The sequence below is a fragment of the Polynucleobacter sp. genome (assembly GCF_044342855.1).
In the GTDB taxonomy this organism is placed as follows: Bacteria; Pseudomonadota; Gammaproteobacteria; order Burkholderiales; family Burkholderiaceae; genus Polynucleobacter.
The window spans coordinates 58,927-73,889 of record NZ_JBIIPA010000004.1 but is presented as its reverse complement, the minus strand read 5'-3'; the positions used below and the strand labels follow the sequence as shown (position 1 = coordinate 73,889).

The 14,963-nt window shown below is 46.6% G+C and carries 13 protein-coding genes and 1 pseudogene; 3 read left to right on the top strand and 11 right to left on the bottom strand.

Annotated elements, in window-relative coordinates; translation table 11 throughout:
- Positions 1-13 precede the first annotated feature (13 nt).
- Positions 14-1,024, bottom strand: coding sequence for an Ldh family oxidoreductase (locus ACIQZ3_RS02640; RefSeq protein ID WP_397390078.1), 1,011 nt, complete (start codon positions 1,022-1,024; stop codon positions 14-16).
- A 301-nt stretch (positions 1,025-1,325) separates the two neighbouring features.
- On the opposite strand from ACIQZ3_RS02640, the gene ACIQZ3_RS02635 reads away from it, so the two are divergent.
- On the top strand, positions 1,326-2,312 hold the full coding sequence (locus ACIQZ3_RS02635; protein ID WP_397390076.1) for a Bug family tripartite tricarboxylate transporter substrate binding protein: 987 nt from the start codon (positions 1,326-1,328) through the stop codon (positions 2,310-2,312).
- A 66-nt stretch (positions 2,313-2,378) separates the two neighbouring features.
- Here the strand turns inward: ACIQZ3_RS02635 and ACIQZ3_RS02630 are convergent, their stop codons facing one another.
- The 10 genes and pseudogenes from ACIQZ3_RS02630 to uvrB form a co-directional block, all read right to left on the bottom strand.
- Entirely contained in the window at positions 2,379-3,122 is a 744-nt protein-coding gene (locus tag ACIQZ3_RS02630; protein WP_397390074.1) for a sulfite exporter TauE/SafE family protein, read from the bottom strand.
- An 11-nt stretch (positions 3,123-3,133) separates the two neighbouring features.
- Positions 3,134-4,339 (bottom strand): annotated as a pseudogene (locus ACIQZ3_RS02625) (FAD-binding protein); the annotation flags it as partial.
- A gap of 233 nt (positions 4,340-4,572) precedes the next feature.
- Entirely contained in the window at positions 4,573-4,911 is a 339-nt protein-coding gene (fdx, locus tag ACIQZ3_RS02620) for an ISC system 2Fe-2S type ferredoxin (protein ID WP_215301387.1), read from the bottom strand.
- Between the two features lie 18 nt (positions 4,912-4,929).
- On the bottom strand, positions 4,930-6,795 hold the full coding sequence (gene hscA, locus ACIQZ3_RS02615; RefSeq protein ID WP_397390072.1) for a Fe-S protein assembly chaperone HscA: 1,866 nt from the start codon (positions 6,793-6,795) through the stop codon (positions 4,930-4,932).
- Between the two features lie 18 nt (positions 6,796-6,813).
- Positions 6,814-7,338, bottom strand: a complete 525-nt coding sequence (gene hscB / locus ACIQZ3_RS02610; RefSeq protein WP_397390070.1) for a Fe-S protein assembly co-chaperone HscB — start codon at positions 7,336-7,338, stop codon at positions 6,814-6,816.
- A complete protein-coding gene (iscA, locus tag ACIQZ3_RS02605) occupies positions 7,319-7,642 on the bottom strand; it encodes an iron-sulfur cluster assembly protein IscA (RefSeq protein WP_046330505.1) in 324 nt (107 codons plus the stop codon). The genes hscB and iscA overlap by 20 nt, the downstream gene beginning before the upstream one ends.
- Positions 7,643-7,661: 19 nt before the next feature.
- Positions 7,662-8,048: a Fe-S cluster assembly scaffold IscU gene (gene iscU / locus ACIQZ3_RS02600; RefSeq protein WP_215301395.1), complete on the bottom strand. Its 387-nt coding sequence runs from the start codon at positions 8,046-8,048 to the stop codon at positions 7,662-7,664.
- 32 nt (positions 8,049-8,080) lie between these two features.
- Positions 8,081-9,340, bottom strand: coding sequence for an IscS subfamily cysteine desulfurase (locus tag ACIQZ3_RS02595; RefSeq protein WP_397390068.1), 1,260 nt, complete (start codon positions 9,338-9,340; stop codon positions 8,081-8,083).
- 38 nt (positions 9,341-9,378) lie between these two features.
- Entirely contained in the window at positions 9,379-9,948 is a 570-nt protein-coding gene (locus tag ACIQZ3_RS02590) for a Fe-S cluster assembly transcription factor (RefSeq protein WP_397390066.1), read from the bottom strand.
- Between the two features lie 114 nt (positions 9,949-10,062).
- A complete protein-coding gene (uvrB, locus tag ACIQZ3_RS02585; RefSeq protein ID WP_397390064.1) occupies positions 10,063-12,216 on the bottom strand; it encodes an excinuclease ABC subunit UvrB in 2,154 nt (717 codons plus the stop codon).
- Positions 12,217-12,387: 171 nt separating this feature from the next.
- Here uvrB and ACIQZ3_RS02580 point away from each other — a divergent pair, with 171 nt between their 5' ends.
- Entirely contained in the window at positions 12,388-13,587 is a 1,200-nt protein-coding gene (locus ACIQZ3_RS02580) for an amino acid aminotransferase (protein ID WP_397390062.1), read from the top strand.
- A gap of 42 nt (positions 13,588-13,629) precedes the next feature.
- Positions 13,630-14,928: a polyhydroxyalkanoate depolymerase gene (locus tag ACIQZ3_RS02575; protein ID WP_397390060.1), complete on the top strand. Its 1,299-nt coding sequence runs from the start codon at positions 13,630-13,632 to the stop codon at positions 14,926-14,928.
- The last annotated feature ends 35 nt before the right edge of the window (positions 14,929-14,963 follow it).

The following is a 14,963-nucleotide window of genomic DNA, read 5'->3' as shown; positions in this document are numbered from 1 at the left end:
TCGTTTATAAAAACTACTCAGTCCATGACTGGCGGATACCAGTCTGAATTTCCTCTACAACTACATCTGAAACTGTGACACCGCTTTTTAGCCCCGTGACACGCTGCTTAAAGCGACGCTGGCCAGGAAGACGGGTCCCAGCATCAGCACTTAAAACTTGTAAAAAATCCTGGATTCGACCGGCAAAAACAGATGCACCTGCCAAGCCAGGATCAATCGCCAATATCAACTGACCAATCCGCGGGCGATTGCCTGTTGGATCAAAAAAAGAATCTGCCTCGTAGGAAAATCTACTGCCAGAAAGCCCGACCACTAGCAATTCAACGATCAGAGCAAGTAAGGCCCCTTTATCACCACCCAGAGGCACCATCAGACCCTTCAAGCCTTCTTGGGGATCAGTGGTTGGCTTACCGTCAGCAGTCAATGCCCAACCTTCAGGGATCTGCTGGCCATTTTTTGCTGCGACCAATAATTTTCCGCGGGCAACTGCAGAAAGTGACATATCTATGACTAACGGATCGCTACCAGAAATGGGGAAGGCGGCGGCCAAAGGGTTCGTTCCAAAAATTGCTTTTGCACCACCCACCATAGGCATTGCTGCTGGAGTGTTTCCAAACAGCAAAGAGATATAACCTGCTCGCGCAGCAGCCTCGACGTAATGTCCTGCAACGCCAAAATGATGGCTATTGGTTACCGCTACCAAACCAAGGCCATTTTTTGAGGCTAGATTTACGGAGAGGTCAGTAGCAAAACGAAGTGCCGGGAAAGCTAGGCCGTCACGCGCGTCAACCAAAGCGGCTGCCGTCTTAAATGGCCTCACCTTTAGCTTGGGATCCAATTCAATTCGACCATTTTTTGCATGGCCAGCATATTGAGATACTCTTGCTAGACCATGCGATGCAAGCCCATCCATTTCAGCTAAAGCTAAAAATTGCGCCGTTTCATAGGCAGCCTTTGCACCTATACCAGCAGCTCTAAGACCGGAATCTGCCAGCGCCAGTAATTCCCAGTAGGTGAGATTCACGCTTGCTCCCCATGAATTAAGGCAAACATAAAGGACCCGTCAAAACGCAGGGTTTTCAGGGCTTGACGAGACTTGGTTTTAGGGGGCAGAATAACTGACATATCTGAATCATATAGATGATTTAGATATCTTGCAATACCCAATTCATTGTGCAACGGAATGAGCATCAAGAAGTGCAACATGATGAGTGGAGGAGACGATGTAATGAATAAGCCTATAGCTATTAAATAGCAGTTGAGTATATTTTTTTGACAACTAAGTAGCTAAGATAAAAAGATTAAATTTCCACTGGAGGTCACCGATGTTTAAGAATAAAAAATATAAGTTAAGTAGACGTTTAGTTCTACTTGCCGGGGCACTAACCCTTGCGCTACCCCAATTAGCAACAGCACAATCGTGGCCAACAAAGCCAATCAAATTAGTTATTCCTTTTGCAGCAGGTGGAACCACTGATATTCTTGGCAGACTCCTAGCCCAGCAATTCACAAAGGATTTGGGACAAAATGTTATCGTTGAAAATAAAGGCGGAGCTGGTGGCAATATTGCCGCAGAATATGTAGCGCAATCCGCCGCCGATGGTTACACCATCATGCTCGCCTCTGGAAGCATGCTCACTGTCAACCCAAACTTATACAAAAAATTGCCTGTTAACTACAGCAAAGATTTTGTCAACATCACCAATGTTGCTAGTGGCCCAATGCTGCTATCAGTAAGCACAAAATTGCCCGTAAAGAATTTGAACGAGTTCATTACCTACGCAAAAACGAAAGATCTCAACTTTGGCTCTGCAGGCATCGGTAGCCAAGTGCATATGGCTGGCGAGAATCTTACTTATTACGCCAACATTCCAGCAACCCACGTGCCTTATAAAGGCGAGTCTGCAGCCATCAATGATCTGGTGGCTGGCCAAATCGACTTCATGGTTGGTAATTTGACTGCTGCAACAGGGTTTGCAAAAGCAGGGCAAATTAAGCCGATTGCCGTAACCAGTGCGAAGCGTGTTAAACAACTTCCCGACGTGCCTACCGTTGCCGAAGGCGGCATTCCTGGATTTGAAAGTACAGGTTGGTTTGGCTTGATCGCTCCAGCGAATACGCCTAAAGTCATTGCCGACAAAATTTATAATGCCACGGTAAAAGCAGTGAACTCAGAAGCAATGAAAAAGAGCTTAGAGTTGAATGGCCTAAGCCCAGTAGTTAATTCCCAGAAAGACTTTGATGCTCAGATTAAAGCGGAGTCAGCCAACTGGGAGAAAGTAATCAAGGGTCGCAACATTAGCACGCAGTAAGAATTGCTAACGAACTATAAAAAAGCGAGGATTCACCCTCGCTTTTTTATTTGCTTAGCGAATGCTTTATGTAATCTGTCTGAGCAATAGCATTGAACCAGCAAATACCAAGATCGAGCCATAGGCGATACGCATGGAGGCATTACTCAGCTTGGTGTGAACATGGGACCCAGTCCATATTCCCAGAAAAGCAACCGGCATTAAGCAAGCAGCAAGGCCAATAACCTCCCAACTCAATATGAGTCCAGTGACCAGCATCAAGGTAAGACGCAAAAATGTCAGCATAAAAATGGCAAATGCCATCGTTGCCCGAAGCACTTTGGGATCGTTAATTCTTAAACCAAGATAGGAGACATACACTGGACCGCCAGTGGCAAATAGGGCCGTAAACACGCCGCCAAAAAATCCAAAGGGCGCCGCCCACCATTTGCCAATCGGATTTCGCGCCTCTACATTTCTCCGAACCAAAACACGCACCCCATTAATAGATGCAAATATTCCCAGAATCAGCAATAAGGGCTCGCTTGGCGCCCTCACCAATAAAAAAATGCCGAGCACCATCCCGATCAAGCTAAAAGGGAATAGCCACTTCAACTCTTGAATATTGGCATCACCAGATGACTTTCTACCCACATACAGCGAAGCGCAGATATCAATGATCACCATCATTGGCACTACAACTTTCAGCGGATACATCTGAACCAATAAAGGCACAGAGACTATTGATGAGCCAAACCCAGAAACTCCAAAGATGAAGAATGCGCAAAGAACGATTAGAGTTGCTAGCGCAAATGAGGCCGGCTCAATCAATTCAAAAATGATTAGGCCTCTACCAAAATAGTCTCGCCAGGTTTAATCATCGTAAATTGAACTGGTCTATTTTTGATGTCTAACCCATCTTCACCCAATTGAACTGCTGTGAAATAAGACTCTTCCAAAGAGCCGGGCTGAGGAAAATCATCGCGATAGTGAGCTCCTCGAGAGTTTTCACGAGAAAGCGCAGCCTCGGTTACCGACTTACTCACCAAGATCAGATTATTTAAATTCATCCAATCCTGCCATGTAATGCTGTATTCCCTTTGGATATCACCTACACCAATTTGATGTAACTGCTGACCAAGCTGATCAAGCTTGGCGCGAGCTCGGAGCAAACTCTCTTTTGTTCTTGAGATACCTACATCATCCCACATACACTCTGCCAGAGCATCGCGAATGAGCTCAATATCGCCTGCGGGCCTCTCTAATGGCGCCTCATGAGCCGTGATACTGGCGCGCACCTCATTCATATTGCACTCTTGCAATTTGTGGGACACAACCCAGTTTGCCATTTCTTCACCAGCAATGCCACCAAATACAGTGGAGTTAGCAACGCCATTACCACCTAGGCGATTTGCTCCGTGCACTCCTCCAGTGTCTTCACCTGCCGCAAATAAACCTGGTAACTCGGTGCTGCAATCGGCCTTAAAAATCAATCCACCCATCATGTAATGCGCTGTTGGAACAACCTCTACAAGATCTCCGGCCAAATCAAAACCGCTATCTGCGCATCGCTCGACCATGCCTTTAAATTGCTTGCGAACATTATCGGGCCCAAGGTGGCTCATCTGAATATAGACGCCGCCATTGGGCGTAGCCCTGCCTGCCCTGATTTCAGAATTAATCGATCTGGAAACGATGTCTCGAGTAGTGCGTTCATTGCGAGGGTCATAGTTACCCATAAAGCGCTCTTGATTGCCATTGAGTAAATAGCCACCTGCACCACGCAATCCTTCCTCGAGAACAGTTCCAGTCATCCTCGTACCAGGCCCTGCCAACAAACCGGTTGGATGAAACTGCACCATCTCCATATCACGCAAGGTGAGACCGGCACGCAGTGCCATGGCTAGGCCATCGCAACTCTTGTCGCCTGATGGCGTGTGGTACTTGTACATCGTAGGACCACCACCAGCAGCCAAGAGAACTGCCTTCGCTCGCACCAGCGTGAACTGACCCGTTTGCATATCTAGCATCAACACTCCAGCGAGAGACTTGAACCGCTGTCAATTTAGTACCACTCCACATGAACTGACCCCAAGAAGTTGGACGCTTTTGTTAGCTTAGCACAGGGGATTGGGTGCGGTATTGCACGGGACTTAATCCCTTTAGCTTGAACTGCTTGCTGTACTTGCTCATAAAAACCCCCTTGGTTGGACATAACGTCCAACTTTTGGGGGTCAGTTCAGCGGGGGTGGTTTTTTCTTTATCTGTATCTTGAAGGCAATTAGTGATTTTCTTTTGCGTGATTGATTGAGTATTTCGGAATCTCAATAACCAAATCTTGACGAGCAACAATTGCCTGGCAGGATAAGCGAGATTGGGGGTTAAGGCCCCATGCACGATCAAGTAAGTCCTCTTCATTCTCATCAGGCTCATTGAGGCTCTGATAACCCTCTTTCACAATGACGTGACAGGTAGTGCAGGCGCAAACCATATCGCAGGCATGCTCAATTGGAATATTGTTTTCTAGTAATGCTTCGCAAATGGAGGTACCGGGGGTTACTTCAACTACGGCGCCCTCTGGGCAATATTCACTATGGGGTAAAACGACAATCTGAGTCATCTGAGTAGTTTTCTTTTCTTAAATTTCTGCAACATTCTTGCCAGCTAAGGCTTTTTGAATACTCGCGTTCATGCGCTTCTGAGCAAACTCGTCGGTAGCCTTGGCAGCATGATCTACCGCTTTTCTTAAGACAGCACTATCGGTTTCTTCTGTAAGAATCTTTTGCAAAGCCGCCATCTCTTGATCAACTAAGGCCTGCTCTTTAGCATTCAATAGTCCACGATCAGAATCTAAGGCAGTTTGTACGGCATCTAAAAGTCTTTGCGCATTCACTTGCTCTTCACGCAACGATCTGGATAAGAGATCTACTTTCGCAGAAGCAAAGCCGTCTTGCAGCATGCGGGCAATCTCAGCATCAGTCAGGCCATACGATGGCTTGATATCAATCGAGGCCTGCACACCAGAGCCCTGTTCTGTTGCGCTAACTGAAAGCAAGCCATCCGCATCTACTTGAAATGTCACCCGAATACGGGCAGCACCAGCAGCCATGGGTGGAATACCGCGTAACTCAAACTTACCTAGAGAACGGCAATCTTGCGCTAACTCACGCTCACCCTGCACCACCTGAATGGCTAGCGCTGTTTGACCATCTTTAAAGGTCGTAAAGTCTTGTGCGCGCGCCACTGGAATTGGCGTATTGCGCGGAATAATTTTTTCTACCAAGCCACCCATAGTCTCAATGCCGAGGGAGAGTGGAATGACGTCCAAGAGAAGCCACTCATCATCTTTACTTTGATTGCCGGCAAGCAAGTCCGCTTGCATGGCAGCACCCAAAGCGACAACTTGATCTGGATTGAGGTTATTTAAAGGCTTAGTACCAAAGAGTTCGCCAACCGCACGCTGTACGTGAGGCATACGTGTTGCGCCGCCCACCATTACAACGCCTTTGACTTCATCCGCCTTGAGGCCTGCATCACGCAATGCCTTCTTCACAGCGACTAAAGTTTTATTAATTAAGTTCTGAGTAATCTCAAAGAACTGAGCTTGGCTGATACCGACATTTACCACCGTACCGTCAGCGAGTGTTTCATGAACGCGGGCTAATGGGTTATGACTTAATTGTTCTTTGGCATGCTTGCAAGAAAGCAATAGCTTGCGATGATCCTGAATCGAGATTGGTTGAAGCTTGGCTTGTTCTATTACCCAGCAATAGAGGCGATGATCAAAGTCATCACCACCTAAGGCGGAATCACCACCAGTAGAGAGCACTTCAAACACGCCCCTACTCATTTTCAAGATGGAGATATCAAAGGTGCCGCCACCTAGGTCATAAACAGCGTAGATACCTTCAGAGGCATTATCCAGGCCATAGGCAATCGCAGCTGCTGTTGGCTCATTGAGCAAACGCAAGACTTCGATACCAGCCAATTTGGCAGCATCTTTAGTGGCTTGACGTTGAGCATCATCAAAATAAGCAGGTACAGTAATTACTGCGCCAACGATGTCATCATTTACCGAGTCTTCAGCTAACTGACGCAAACGCGCCAGAATTTCTGCGGAGACCTCAATAGGACTCTTATCGCCAGCCACTGTTCTTAACTTCAACATACCAGGCTCATCGACAAAGTCGTAAGGTGCGTTCTCGATGTTTTCTACATCAACAATACCGCGACCCATAAAGCGTTTAACAGAAACAATGGTGTTTTTAGGATCATAAACAATACTTTCAATAGCCTCAAAGCCAGCTTGTGTTCTGCCATTAGGCAAATAGCGCACCACTGATGGAAGCAGCTCTCGCCCTTCAGAATCGGGAAGCACTTTAGGCAAGGCATCTCGCACAATTGCCACCAACGAGTTAGTGGTACCCAGGTCAATACCTACCGCAATCCGACGTTGATGCGGAGCGAGTGACTTACCAGGTTCGGAGATTTGTAATAAGGCCATGGGGACTAGAGTTTAAAGCTATACCAAAACTGAGATAGCATCATCTAGCTCAAGTGCAAACTTATCTATAAATAGAAGGCCCCTGAGCAACTCAGCGGCACGCTCATAGTTCTGAGCAGCATCGATAGCTTGCGTAATCTCTACCAAGGTATCGCGCTTAGATTGATCAACCTCTTCGACTAAAGCTTCCAGAGCACCAAGATCCTCATCTTGATCCTCAAGACTCTCACGCCATTCCATTTGCTTCATAAGGAAAGCGGCTGGCATAGCAGTATTCGTTTCTAGGCGAGCATCTACACCATGAAGCTGGCAAAGATAAAGTCCGCGCTGGATAGGGTTCTTTAGAGTTTGAAAAGCGGTATTTGCTAGCGTTGCCATTTGCATGGCCAATCGCTGCTCGGTATCGCTTCCACGAGCATGACGATCTGGATGCACTTCTTTTTGAATCGCTAGAAACGCCCGATCCAACGCAGACAAATCGAGATTGAATTTCTGCTCTAAACCAAAGAAACGAAAGTAATCGTCAGACGCGGAAGGATTCACCACAACCACACTCATCTTTTACATTCGGATTCTGGAACTTAAAACCTTCGTTCAAGCCTTCGCGCACAAAATCCAATTCAGTCCCGTCTAAATAGGCCAAGCTCTTGGGATCGATAAAAATAGTGATGCCATTGGATTCAAACTTGGCATCCTCAGGAGCAGCCTCATCCACATACTCCAGTTGATAGGCTAAGCCAGAGCAACCGGTCGTACGAACACCCAAACGTAAGCCGCAACCTTTTCCACGCTTATCTAAATTGCGCTGTACGTGCTTTGCTGCTTTGTCAGTTAAGGTAATTGCCATGATGGATGCCTCTTTATCTTTACTTAGCTGGATGCTTTTCTTTGTAATTAGCCACGGCTGCCTTAATGGCATCTTCAGCCAAGATGGAGCAGTGAATTTTTACAGGTGGCAAAGCCAACTCTTCCGCAATTAAGGAGTTCTTAATCTCTAAGGCTTGATCCAAAGTTTTTCCTTTAACCCATTCAGTTACCAAGGAAGATGAAGCAATTGCAGAGCCGCAACCATAGGTCTTGAACTTAGCATCTTCAATCACGCCCTGATCATTTACGCGGATTTGTAATTTCATGACGTCGCCGCATGCAGGTGCACCAACCATACCAGTACCTACCTGGTCATCACCCTTTTCAAAAGAACCCACATTGCGGGGATTTTCATAATGATCAATTACTTTGTCGCTATATGCCATGGTATTTCCTCGTTATTTCTTTAGTATTTTAATTAGTGTGCTGCCCACTGGATGGTGCTGAGATCAATACCATCTTTAAACATTTCCCACAGTGGTGAAAGTTCGCGCAATTTCGCAATCTTCTCTTTCACCAATTTGATCGTGAAATCCACTTCTTCTTCGGTAGTAAAGCGACCTAAGGTAAAACGAATTGAGCTGTGCGCCAATTCATCATTGCGACCAAGCGCACGCAATACATAGGATGGTTCTAAGGATGCTGAAGTACATGCAGAACCAGAAGAGATGGCCAAATCTTTCAATGCCATCAACATCGATTCACCTTCAACATAGTTAAAGCTGATGTTGAGGTTGTGTGGAACACGGTGATCCATATCACCATTCACGTAAACCTCTTCAACATCCTTCAGCCCTGTCAGTAAACGATCGCGTAATGCACGAATGCGAGCACTCTCTTCAACCATTTCAACACGGGCAATACGGAAAGCTTCACCCATACCAACGATTTGGTGCACAGCCAATGTTCCAGAACGCATGCCGCGCTCATGACCACCACCATGAATTTGTGCCTCGATACGGATGCGGGGCTTACGACGGACAAACAATGCGCCGATACCTTTTGGGCCATAAGTCTTGTGAGCAGAAAAGCTCATTAAATCCACTTTAATTTTCTCTAAGTCGATTTCAACTTTGCCGGTAGCTTGTGCTGCATCCACATGAAAAATCACACCGCGAGAGCGGCATAATTCACCAATACGTGGAATGTCTTGTACAACGCCAATTTCATTATTCACATACATGACTGATGCCAAGATCGTGCCGGGCTTCATTGCTGCCTCAAGTTGAGAAAAATCAATCAAACCATCTGGCAATACATCTAAGTAAGTAACTTCAAAGCCTTCACGCTCAAGCTCACGGCAAGTGTCTAAGGTCGCCTTGTGCTCAGTCTTCACGGTAATGATGTGATTGCCGCGCTCTTTGTAAAAGTGGGCAGCACCTTTGAGTGCCAAGTTGATACTTTCAGTTGCGCCACTAGTAAATACGATCTCTCTTGGATCTGCGTGAACTAACTGGGTTACTTCTGAACGCGCCCACTCAACTGCCTCTTCTGCAGCCCAACCGTAAGCATGGCTACGAGATGCTGCATTACCAAATTGCTCGCGCAAGTAAGGCAACATCTTGTCCACTACACGCGGATCAATCGGTGTAGTTGATGAGTAGTCCATATATACCGGGAAGTGCTTAGGACTAAACATCGGTATTGGGTTCTGAGGAATATCTTGTGGTGCGTTCATTTTTTACTTATCGATTAATAGACTAAGAAGTTAATCTCTTAACTTTGCTGAGCCAGGTTAAAAACAGAATTCACGAGAGGTCGCTTCGGAGCGGCTTCTTTTGCTGCTGCAACTGCAGTTGCCGGCTTATCTGCCTTGGCACTTTCAGTCTTCATTTTCTTAGGGCGTAAATCCTGCAATACGATTCCACGTCCAGATTGCTGTTGCACCAAATCACGTAATGACACGGAACTGAGGTACTCCACCATCTTGGCATTTAGGTTTGACCACAGATCATGTGTCATACAACGACCATGATTGTCTTCATCGCTATGGCAATTGCCCTTGCCACCACATTGAGTTGCATCCAGAGGCTCATCGACGGCCACAATAATATCGGCCACGCTAATTTCTTCAGACTTGCGAGATAGGGTGTAACCACCGCCAGGACCGCGAGTACTCTCAACGATGTTGAAGCGGCGTAACTTGCCGAACAACTGCTCTAAATACGATAGGGAAATCTTCTGTCTTTGGCTAATTCCAGCCAAAGTTACAGGCCCGTGCGTCTCACGCAGGGCTAAATCGATCATTGCGGTTACTGCAAAACGGCCTTTAGTTGTAAGTCTCATATGTCACCTTGGTAATGGATTGTTATGGACAGCTAACAGTCGGGCGGGTAATACCCGACCATTCCACTCAACTTTACCATATACCCCACTAATTTGCTCAGGATTAAAACAGTCTTAAATAGCATCTCTGGAGCGCGCCCCAAAGGCCATTTCCTTGACCTTAGTAAGGCGATCACGGGTGGCTGCGGCCTTCTCAAACTCTAAATTCTTAGCCTCAGAGTTCATTTGCTTCTCCAGACGCTTGATTTCGCCCGCTAGATCCTTCTCGCTCATATCCTCATAGCGAGCCCGCTCCTGCTCCACCTGCATCTCAGAGCGCTTCTCCTTGACGTCGTAGACCCCATCAATAATGTCCTTGATACGCTTCTGGACGCCTCGTGGCTCAATTCCATTCGCCTTATTAAAGGCAACTTGCTTGGTTCGGCGACGCTCAGTCTCACCCATCGCCCGCTTCATAGAATCGGTAATGCGATCAGCATACAAAATTGCCTTACCTTTGACATTTCGTGCCGCCCTACCAATCGTCTGAATCAAGCTACGCTCAGAGCGCAAGAAACCTTCTTTATCCGCATCCAAAATAGCAACCAGTGAGACCTCTGGAATATCCAGGCCCTCACGTAATAAATTAATACCCACCAGCACATCAAAGACGCCCAAGCGTAAGTCACGCAAAATTTCTACGCGCTCTACAGTATCAATATCTGAGTGAACGTAACGCACCTTCACACCGTTATCCGACAAGTAGTCCGTCAACTGCTCAGCCATACGTTTTGTTAATACCGTTACCAAAACGCGCTCATGCACTTTGACGCGCTCATGAATCTGATTCAGTAAATCATCTACTTGTGTACTTGCTGGTAATACTTCAATTTCTGGGTCAACCAATCCTGTTGGTCTAGCCACTTGCTCCACCACTTGTCCAGTGTGCGTATTTTCGTAATCAGCTGGGGTTGCGGAGACAAAGACGGTTTGACGCATCTTGGTTTCAAACTCAGTGAACTTAAGTGGTCGGTTATCCATTGCAGATGGCAAACGGAAACCAAACTCGACCAAGGTATGTTTGCGAGATTTATCGCCGTTGTACATGGCATTGAGCTGCCCTATCAAGACATGACTCTCATCCAAGAACATCAAGGCGTCGTTTGGTAGGTAATCCACCAAGGTGGGCGGAGCCTCACCAGGCATAGCACCAGAGAGGTGACGTGAGTAGTTCTCAATACCTTTGCAGAAGCCCAACTCATTGAGCATCTCTAAATCAAAGCGAGTGCGCTGCTCCAAACGTTGCGCCTCAACCAACTTGCCATCCTTAACAAACTCATCCAAGCGAATACGCAACTCCGCTTTAATCGTTTCAATCGCTTTAAGCACTGTGTCGCGCGGCGTAACGTAATGCGAACTCGGATAGACAGTAAAGCGTGGAATTTTTTGACGAATTCTTCCAGTCAGTGGATCAAAGAATTGCAAGCTCTCGATGACATCATCAAAAAGTTCAACGCGAACGGCTAATTCATTATGCTCAGCCGGGAAGATATCAATCGTGTCGCCCCGCACCCTAAAAACACCGCGCTTAAAATCGGTTTCGTTGCGGTCATACTGCATCGCAATTAGGCGCATCAAAATATCACGCTGACTCATCTTGTCACCAGGACGCAAAGTCATCACCATGCTGTGATAGTCACCTGGATTACCAATACCGTAAATTGCGGAGACAGTTGCTACGATGATGACATCACGTCTCTCCAACAAACTTTTGGTGGCAGACAGGCGCATTTGCTCAATATGCTCATTGATCGATGAATCTTTTTCAATAAACAAATCCCGTGTTGGGACATAAGCCTCTGGCTGGTAGTAGTCGTAGTAACTGACGAAGTACTCCACCGCATTTTTGGGGAAAAACTCTCTAAATTCACTGTAGAGCTGGGCGGCTAGCGTTTTGTTGGGGGCAAAAATGATGGCTGGACGACCAGTTCTGGCAATCACATTAGCCATCGTGAAGGTTTTGCCCGAGCCCGTGACCCCTAAAAGGGTCTGAAAGGTCAATCCATCCTCAATTCCCGCCACTAGAGCATCAATTGCAGCCGGCTGATCCCCTGCGGGCGGAAACGGCTGATAGAGCTGAAATGGCGAATCTGGGAAGGAAACGAACTTGGCTGGATCCAGGTCGTGACCTACCTCGCCCAAAGGATCGGCCACAGGGCTTTTCTTGCTTTCAGCGACTTTGGAATTCGGGGAAGTTTTAGGCAACTTAGGGGGCATCTCAGCTATCATTTCACCTGTGCCTTTTAGTTCACAGTGAATTTTGTACAAACATTGATTTTGCCGTTTTTATTTGGAAATAGTTGAATCTAGCCTCAAAAACAGCCATTTAAACTAAATTCAACTGAATTTAACGTCAATTAACCCTGCAATACCTTATTAACTACCCTTTTCGACCCTCAAATGAACCTTTTCACTTCAGTCCAGCTAGCCCCTAAAGACCCTATTTTTGGCCTCACAGAAGCCTATGTCGCCGATCAACGCGCAGACAAGGTCAATCTGGGTGTTGGCGTTTACTACACAGACGAAGGCAAGGTACCTCTTTTGAAGGCGGTTATTCAGGCCGAGGAAGTCATTGTTGCAAAGCACTCTCCTCGTAGCTACATTCCGATTGAAGGTCCAAACCCATACAACAGCGCAGTTCAAAACCTATTGTTTGGCGCTGATTCCCCCCTGATTAAAGATGGTCGCGTTGTAACTGCTGAGTGCCTTGGTGGCACCGGTGCATTACGCGTTGGCGCAGACTTTATTAAGCGCCTCAATTTAAATGCACCTTGCGCAATTAGTAACCCCACTTGGGAAAACCACCGCGGTATTTTTGAATCCGCAGGATTTGAAGTAGTTGAATACACCTACTTCGACGGCAAAACTCGTGGTGTTGATTTTGATGGCATGGTGAAGTCCTTAGAGTCTTTCCCTAAGTTCACTACTGTCTTGTTGCATGCTTGCTGTCATAACCCAACTGGTGCAGACATTACTGAAGCTCAATGGCGTCAAGTGATTGATATTTGCAAAGCAAAATCACTCATCCCATTTTTGGATATGGCCTATCAAGGCTTTGCTGCTGGTATTGAACAAGACGGCATTGCAGTTCGTTTGTTCGCTGAATCCGGAATGTCTTTCTTTGTATCCAGCTCTTTCTCCAAATCGTTCTCACTTTATGGTGAGCGTGTTGGCGCCCTCTCTATCGTGACTCAAAGCAAAGATGAATCTACTCGCGTGCTGTCTCAATTGAAACGCGTGATTCGTACAAACTATTCCAATCCCCCAACTCATGGTGCCGCTATTGCAGCCGCTGTTCTAAATTCACCAGAACTCAGAAAGCTTTGGGAAGATGAATTAGCCGAGATGCGTGATCGTATTAAAGCAATGCGTCAAGGACTCGTACAAAAACTCGCTGCTGCTGGTGTAAAGCAAGACTTTGCCTTTATCGAAGCACAGCGCGGCATGTTCTCTTACTCTGGCTTAACGGTTGAGCAAATAGAGCGCTTACAAAAGGAAGATGGCATTTATGCCCTCTCCACAGGCCGTATTTGTGTGGCCGCTCTCAATGCTAAAAATATTGATAAAGTAGCCAAAGCAATCGCCCGCGTATTGGCGTAACAACGCGTAATAAGCGGCTACACTGATTTACTGGGAGTTACCATGCTATATCAGCTACACGAATTTCAAAAATCCTTACTTCAACCAATGAGCTCATTGGCTCGCGCTGCTTCTGAAGCCTTTATTAACGCTTCAAACCCCGCGTCCAAGGTTCCAGGCTCTGAACGTTTAGCTGCTAGTTACGAACTGCTCTACCGCTTGGGTAAAGACTATAAGAAGCCAGAGTTTGGTATTCGCTCGATAAAGGCGCATGGAAAAGAAGTAGCGATTCACGAAAGAACGATCGTTGCCAAACCATTTTGTAATTTAATTCGCTTCAAGCGGTTTTCTGATGATGTCGAAGTCATCAAGAAACTCAAAGATGATCCATCAGTATTGGTGGTTGCACCGCTATCTGGACATCACTCCACATTATTGCGCGACACTGTGCGCACACTATTGCAAGATCACAAGGTATACATCACTGATTGGATCGATGCTCGAATTGTTCCTGCGGATGCGGGTGACTTTGGTTTAGATGACTATGTTCATTATGTGCAAGATTTCATCCGTGCTATTGGTGCTGAGAACTTACATGTGATCTCTGTTTGCCAGCCAACAGTTCCTACGCTTGGCGCAATCTCTTTGATGGCCTCTGCCGGTGAAGTAACGCCAGCCTCCATGATCATGATGGGCGGCCCAATTGATGCGCGTAAGTCGCCGACTGCTGTTAATAACCTAGCCGATCAAAAGTCTTACGATTGGTTTGAGAGTCATGTGGTTTATAAAGTTCCACCAGGCTATCCAGGCGCTGGTCGCAAAGTGTATCCAGGCTTCTTGCAACACACTGGTTTTATTGCCATGAATCCCCAGAACCACTTGCAGTCACACTGGGATTACTTCCAAAACTTAGTGCGCGGCGATGAACAAGATGCCGAAGCGCATATCCGCTTCTATGATGAGTACAACGCTGTTCTCGATATGGATGCGAAGTTCTATTTAGACACTATTAAGACTGTGTTCCAGGACTATTCATTGCCGAATGGCACATGGGAAGTATCCGGTGATCTAGTTAAGCCACAAGATATTAAGAAAACCGCCCTTCTTACTGTTGAGGGTGAGTTGGATGATATTTCTGGTAGCGGGCAGACTCGTTCAGCACATGCCTTGTGTGCAGGTATTCCAAAAATTGACAAAGATCACTACGAAGTTGCGGGTGCTGGACACTACGGCATCTTCTCTGGCCGTCGCTGGCGTGAAAAGGTATATCCAAAAATTAAGTCGTTTATTCGTGAACACCAAGGCGTTCAGAAGAAAACAAGGGCTAGACCTCCTAAATTAGAAGGCTCAAAGTCTGCATAAAACAGCAGCGCGACTCTAGGGTCGCGCTTCTAGTT

What these genes read in the sequence shown, in the direction of transcription:
- ACIQZ3_RS02595 (WP_397390068.1), bottom strand. Translation starts at nt 9,340, where the DNA reads ATGAACGCACCACAAGATATTCCTCAGAACCCAATACCGATGTTTAGT.
- ACIQZ3_RS02575 (WP_397390060.1), top strand. Translation starts at nt 13,630, where the DNA reads ATGCTATATCAGCTACACGAATTTCAAAAATCCTTACTTCAACCAATG.
- ACIQZ3_RS02580 (WP_397390062.1), top strand. Translation starts at nt 12,388, where the DNA reads ATGAACCTTTTCACTTCAGTCCAGCTAGCCCCTAAAGACCCTATTTTT.
- iscA (WP_046330505.1), bottom strand. Translation starts at nt 7,642, where the DNA reads ATGGCAATTACCTTAACTGACAAAGCAGCAAAGCACGTACAGCGCAAT.
- fdx (WP_215301387.1), bottom strand. Translation starts at nt 4,911, where the DNA reads ATGACTCAGATTGTCGTTTTACCCCATAGTGAATATTGCCCAGAGGGC.
- uvrB (WP_397390064.1), bottom strand. Translation starts at nt 12,216, where the DNA reads ATGATAGCTGAGATGCCCCCTAAGTTGCCTAAAACTTCCCCGAATTCC.
- ACIQZ3_RS02635 (WP_397390076.1), top strand. Translation starts at nt 1,326, where the DNA reads ATGTTTAAGAATAAAAAATATAAGTTAAGTAGACGTTTAGTTCTACTT.
- hscA (WP_397390072.1), bottom strand. Translation starts at nt 6,795, where the DNA reads ATGGCCTTATTACAAATCTCCGAACCTGGTAAGTCACTCGCTCCGCAT.
- ACIQZ3_RS02590 (WP_397390066.1), bottom strand. Translation starts at nt 9,948, where the DNA reads ATGAGACTTACAACTAAAGGCCGTTTTGCAGTAACCGCAATGATCGAT.
- iscU (WP_215301395.1), bottom strand. Translation starts at nt 8,048, where the DNA reads ATGGCATATAGCGACAAAGTAATTGATCATTATGAAAATCCCCGCAAT.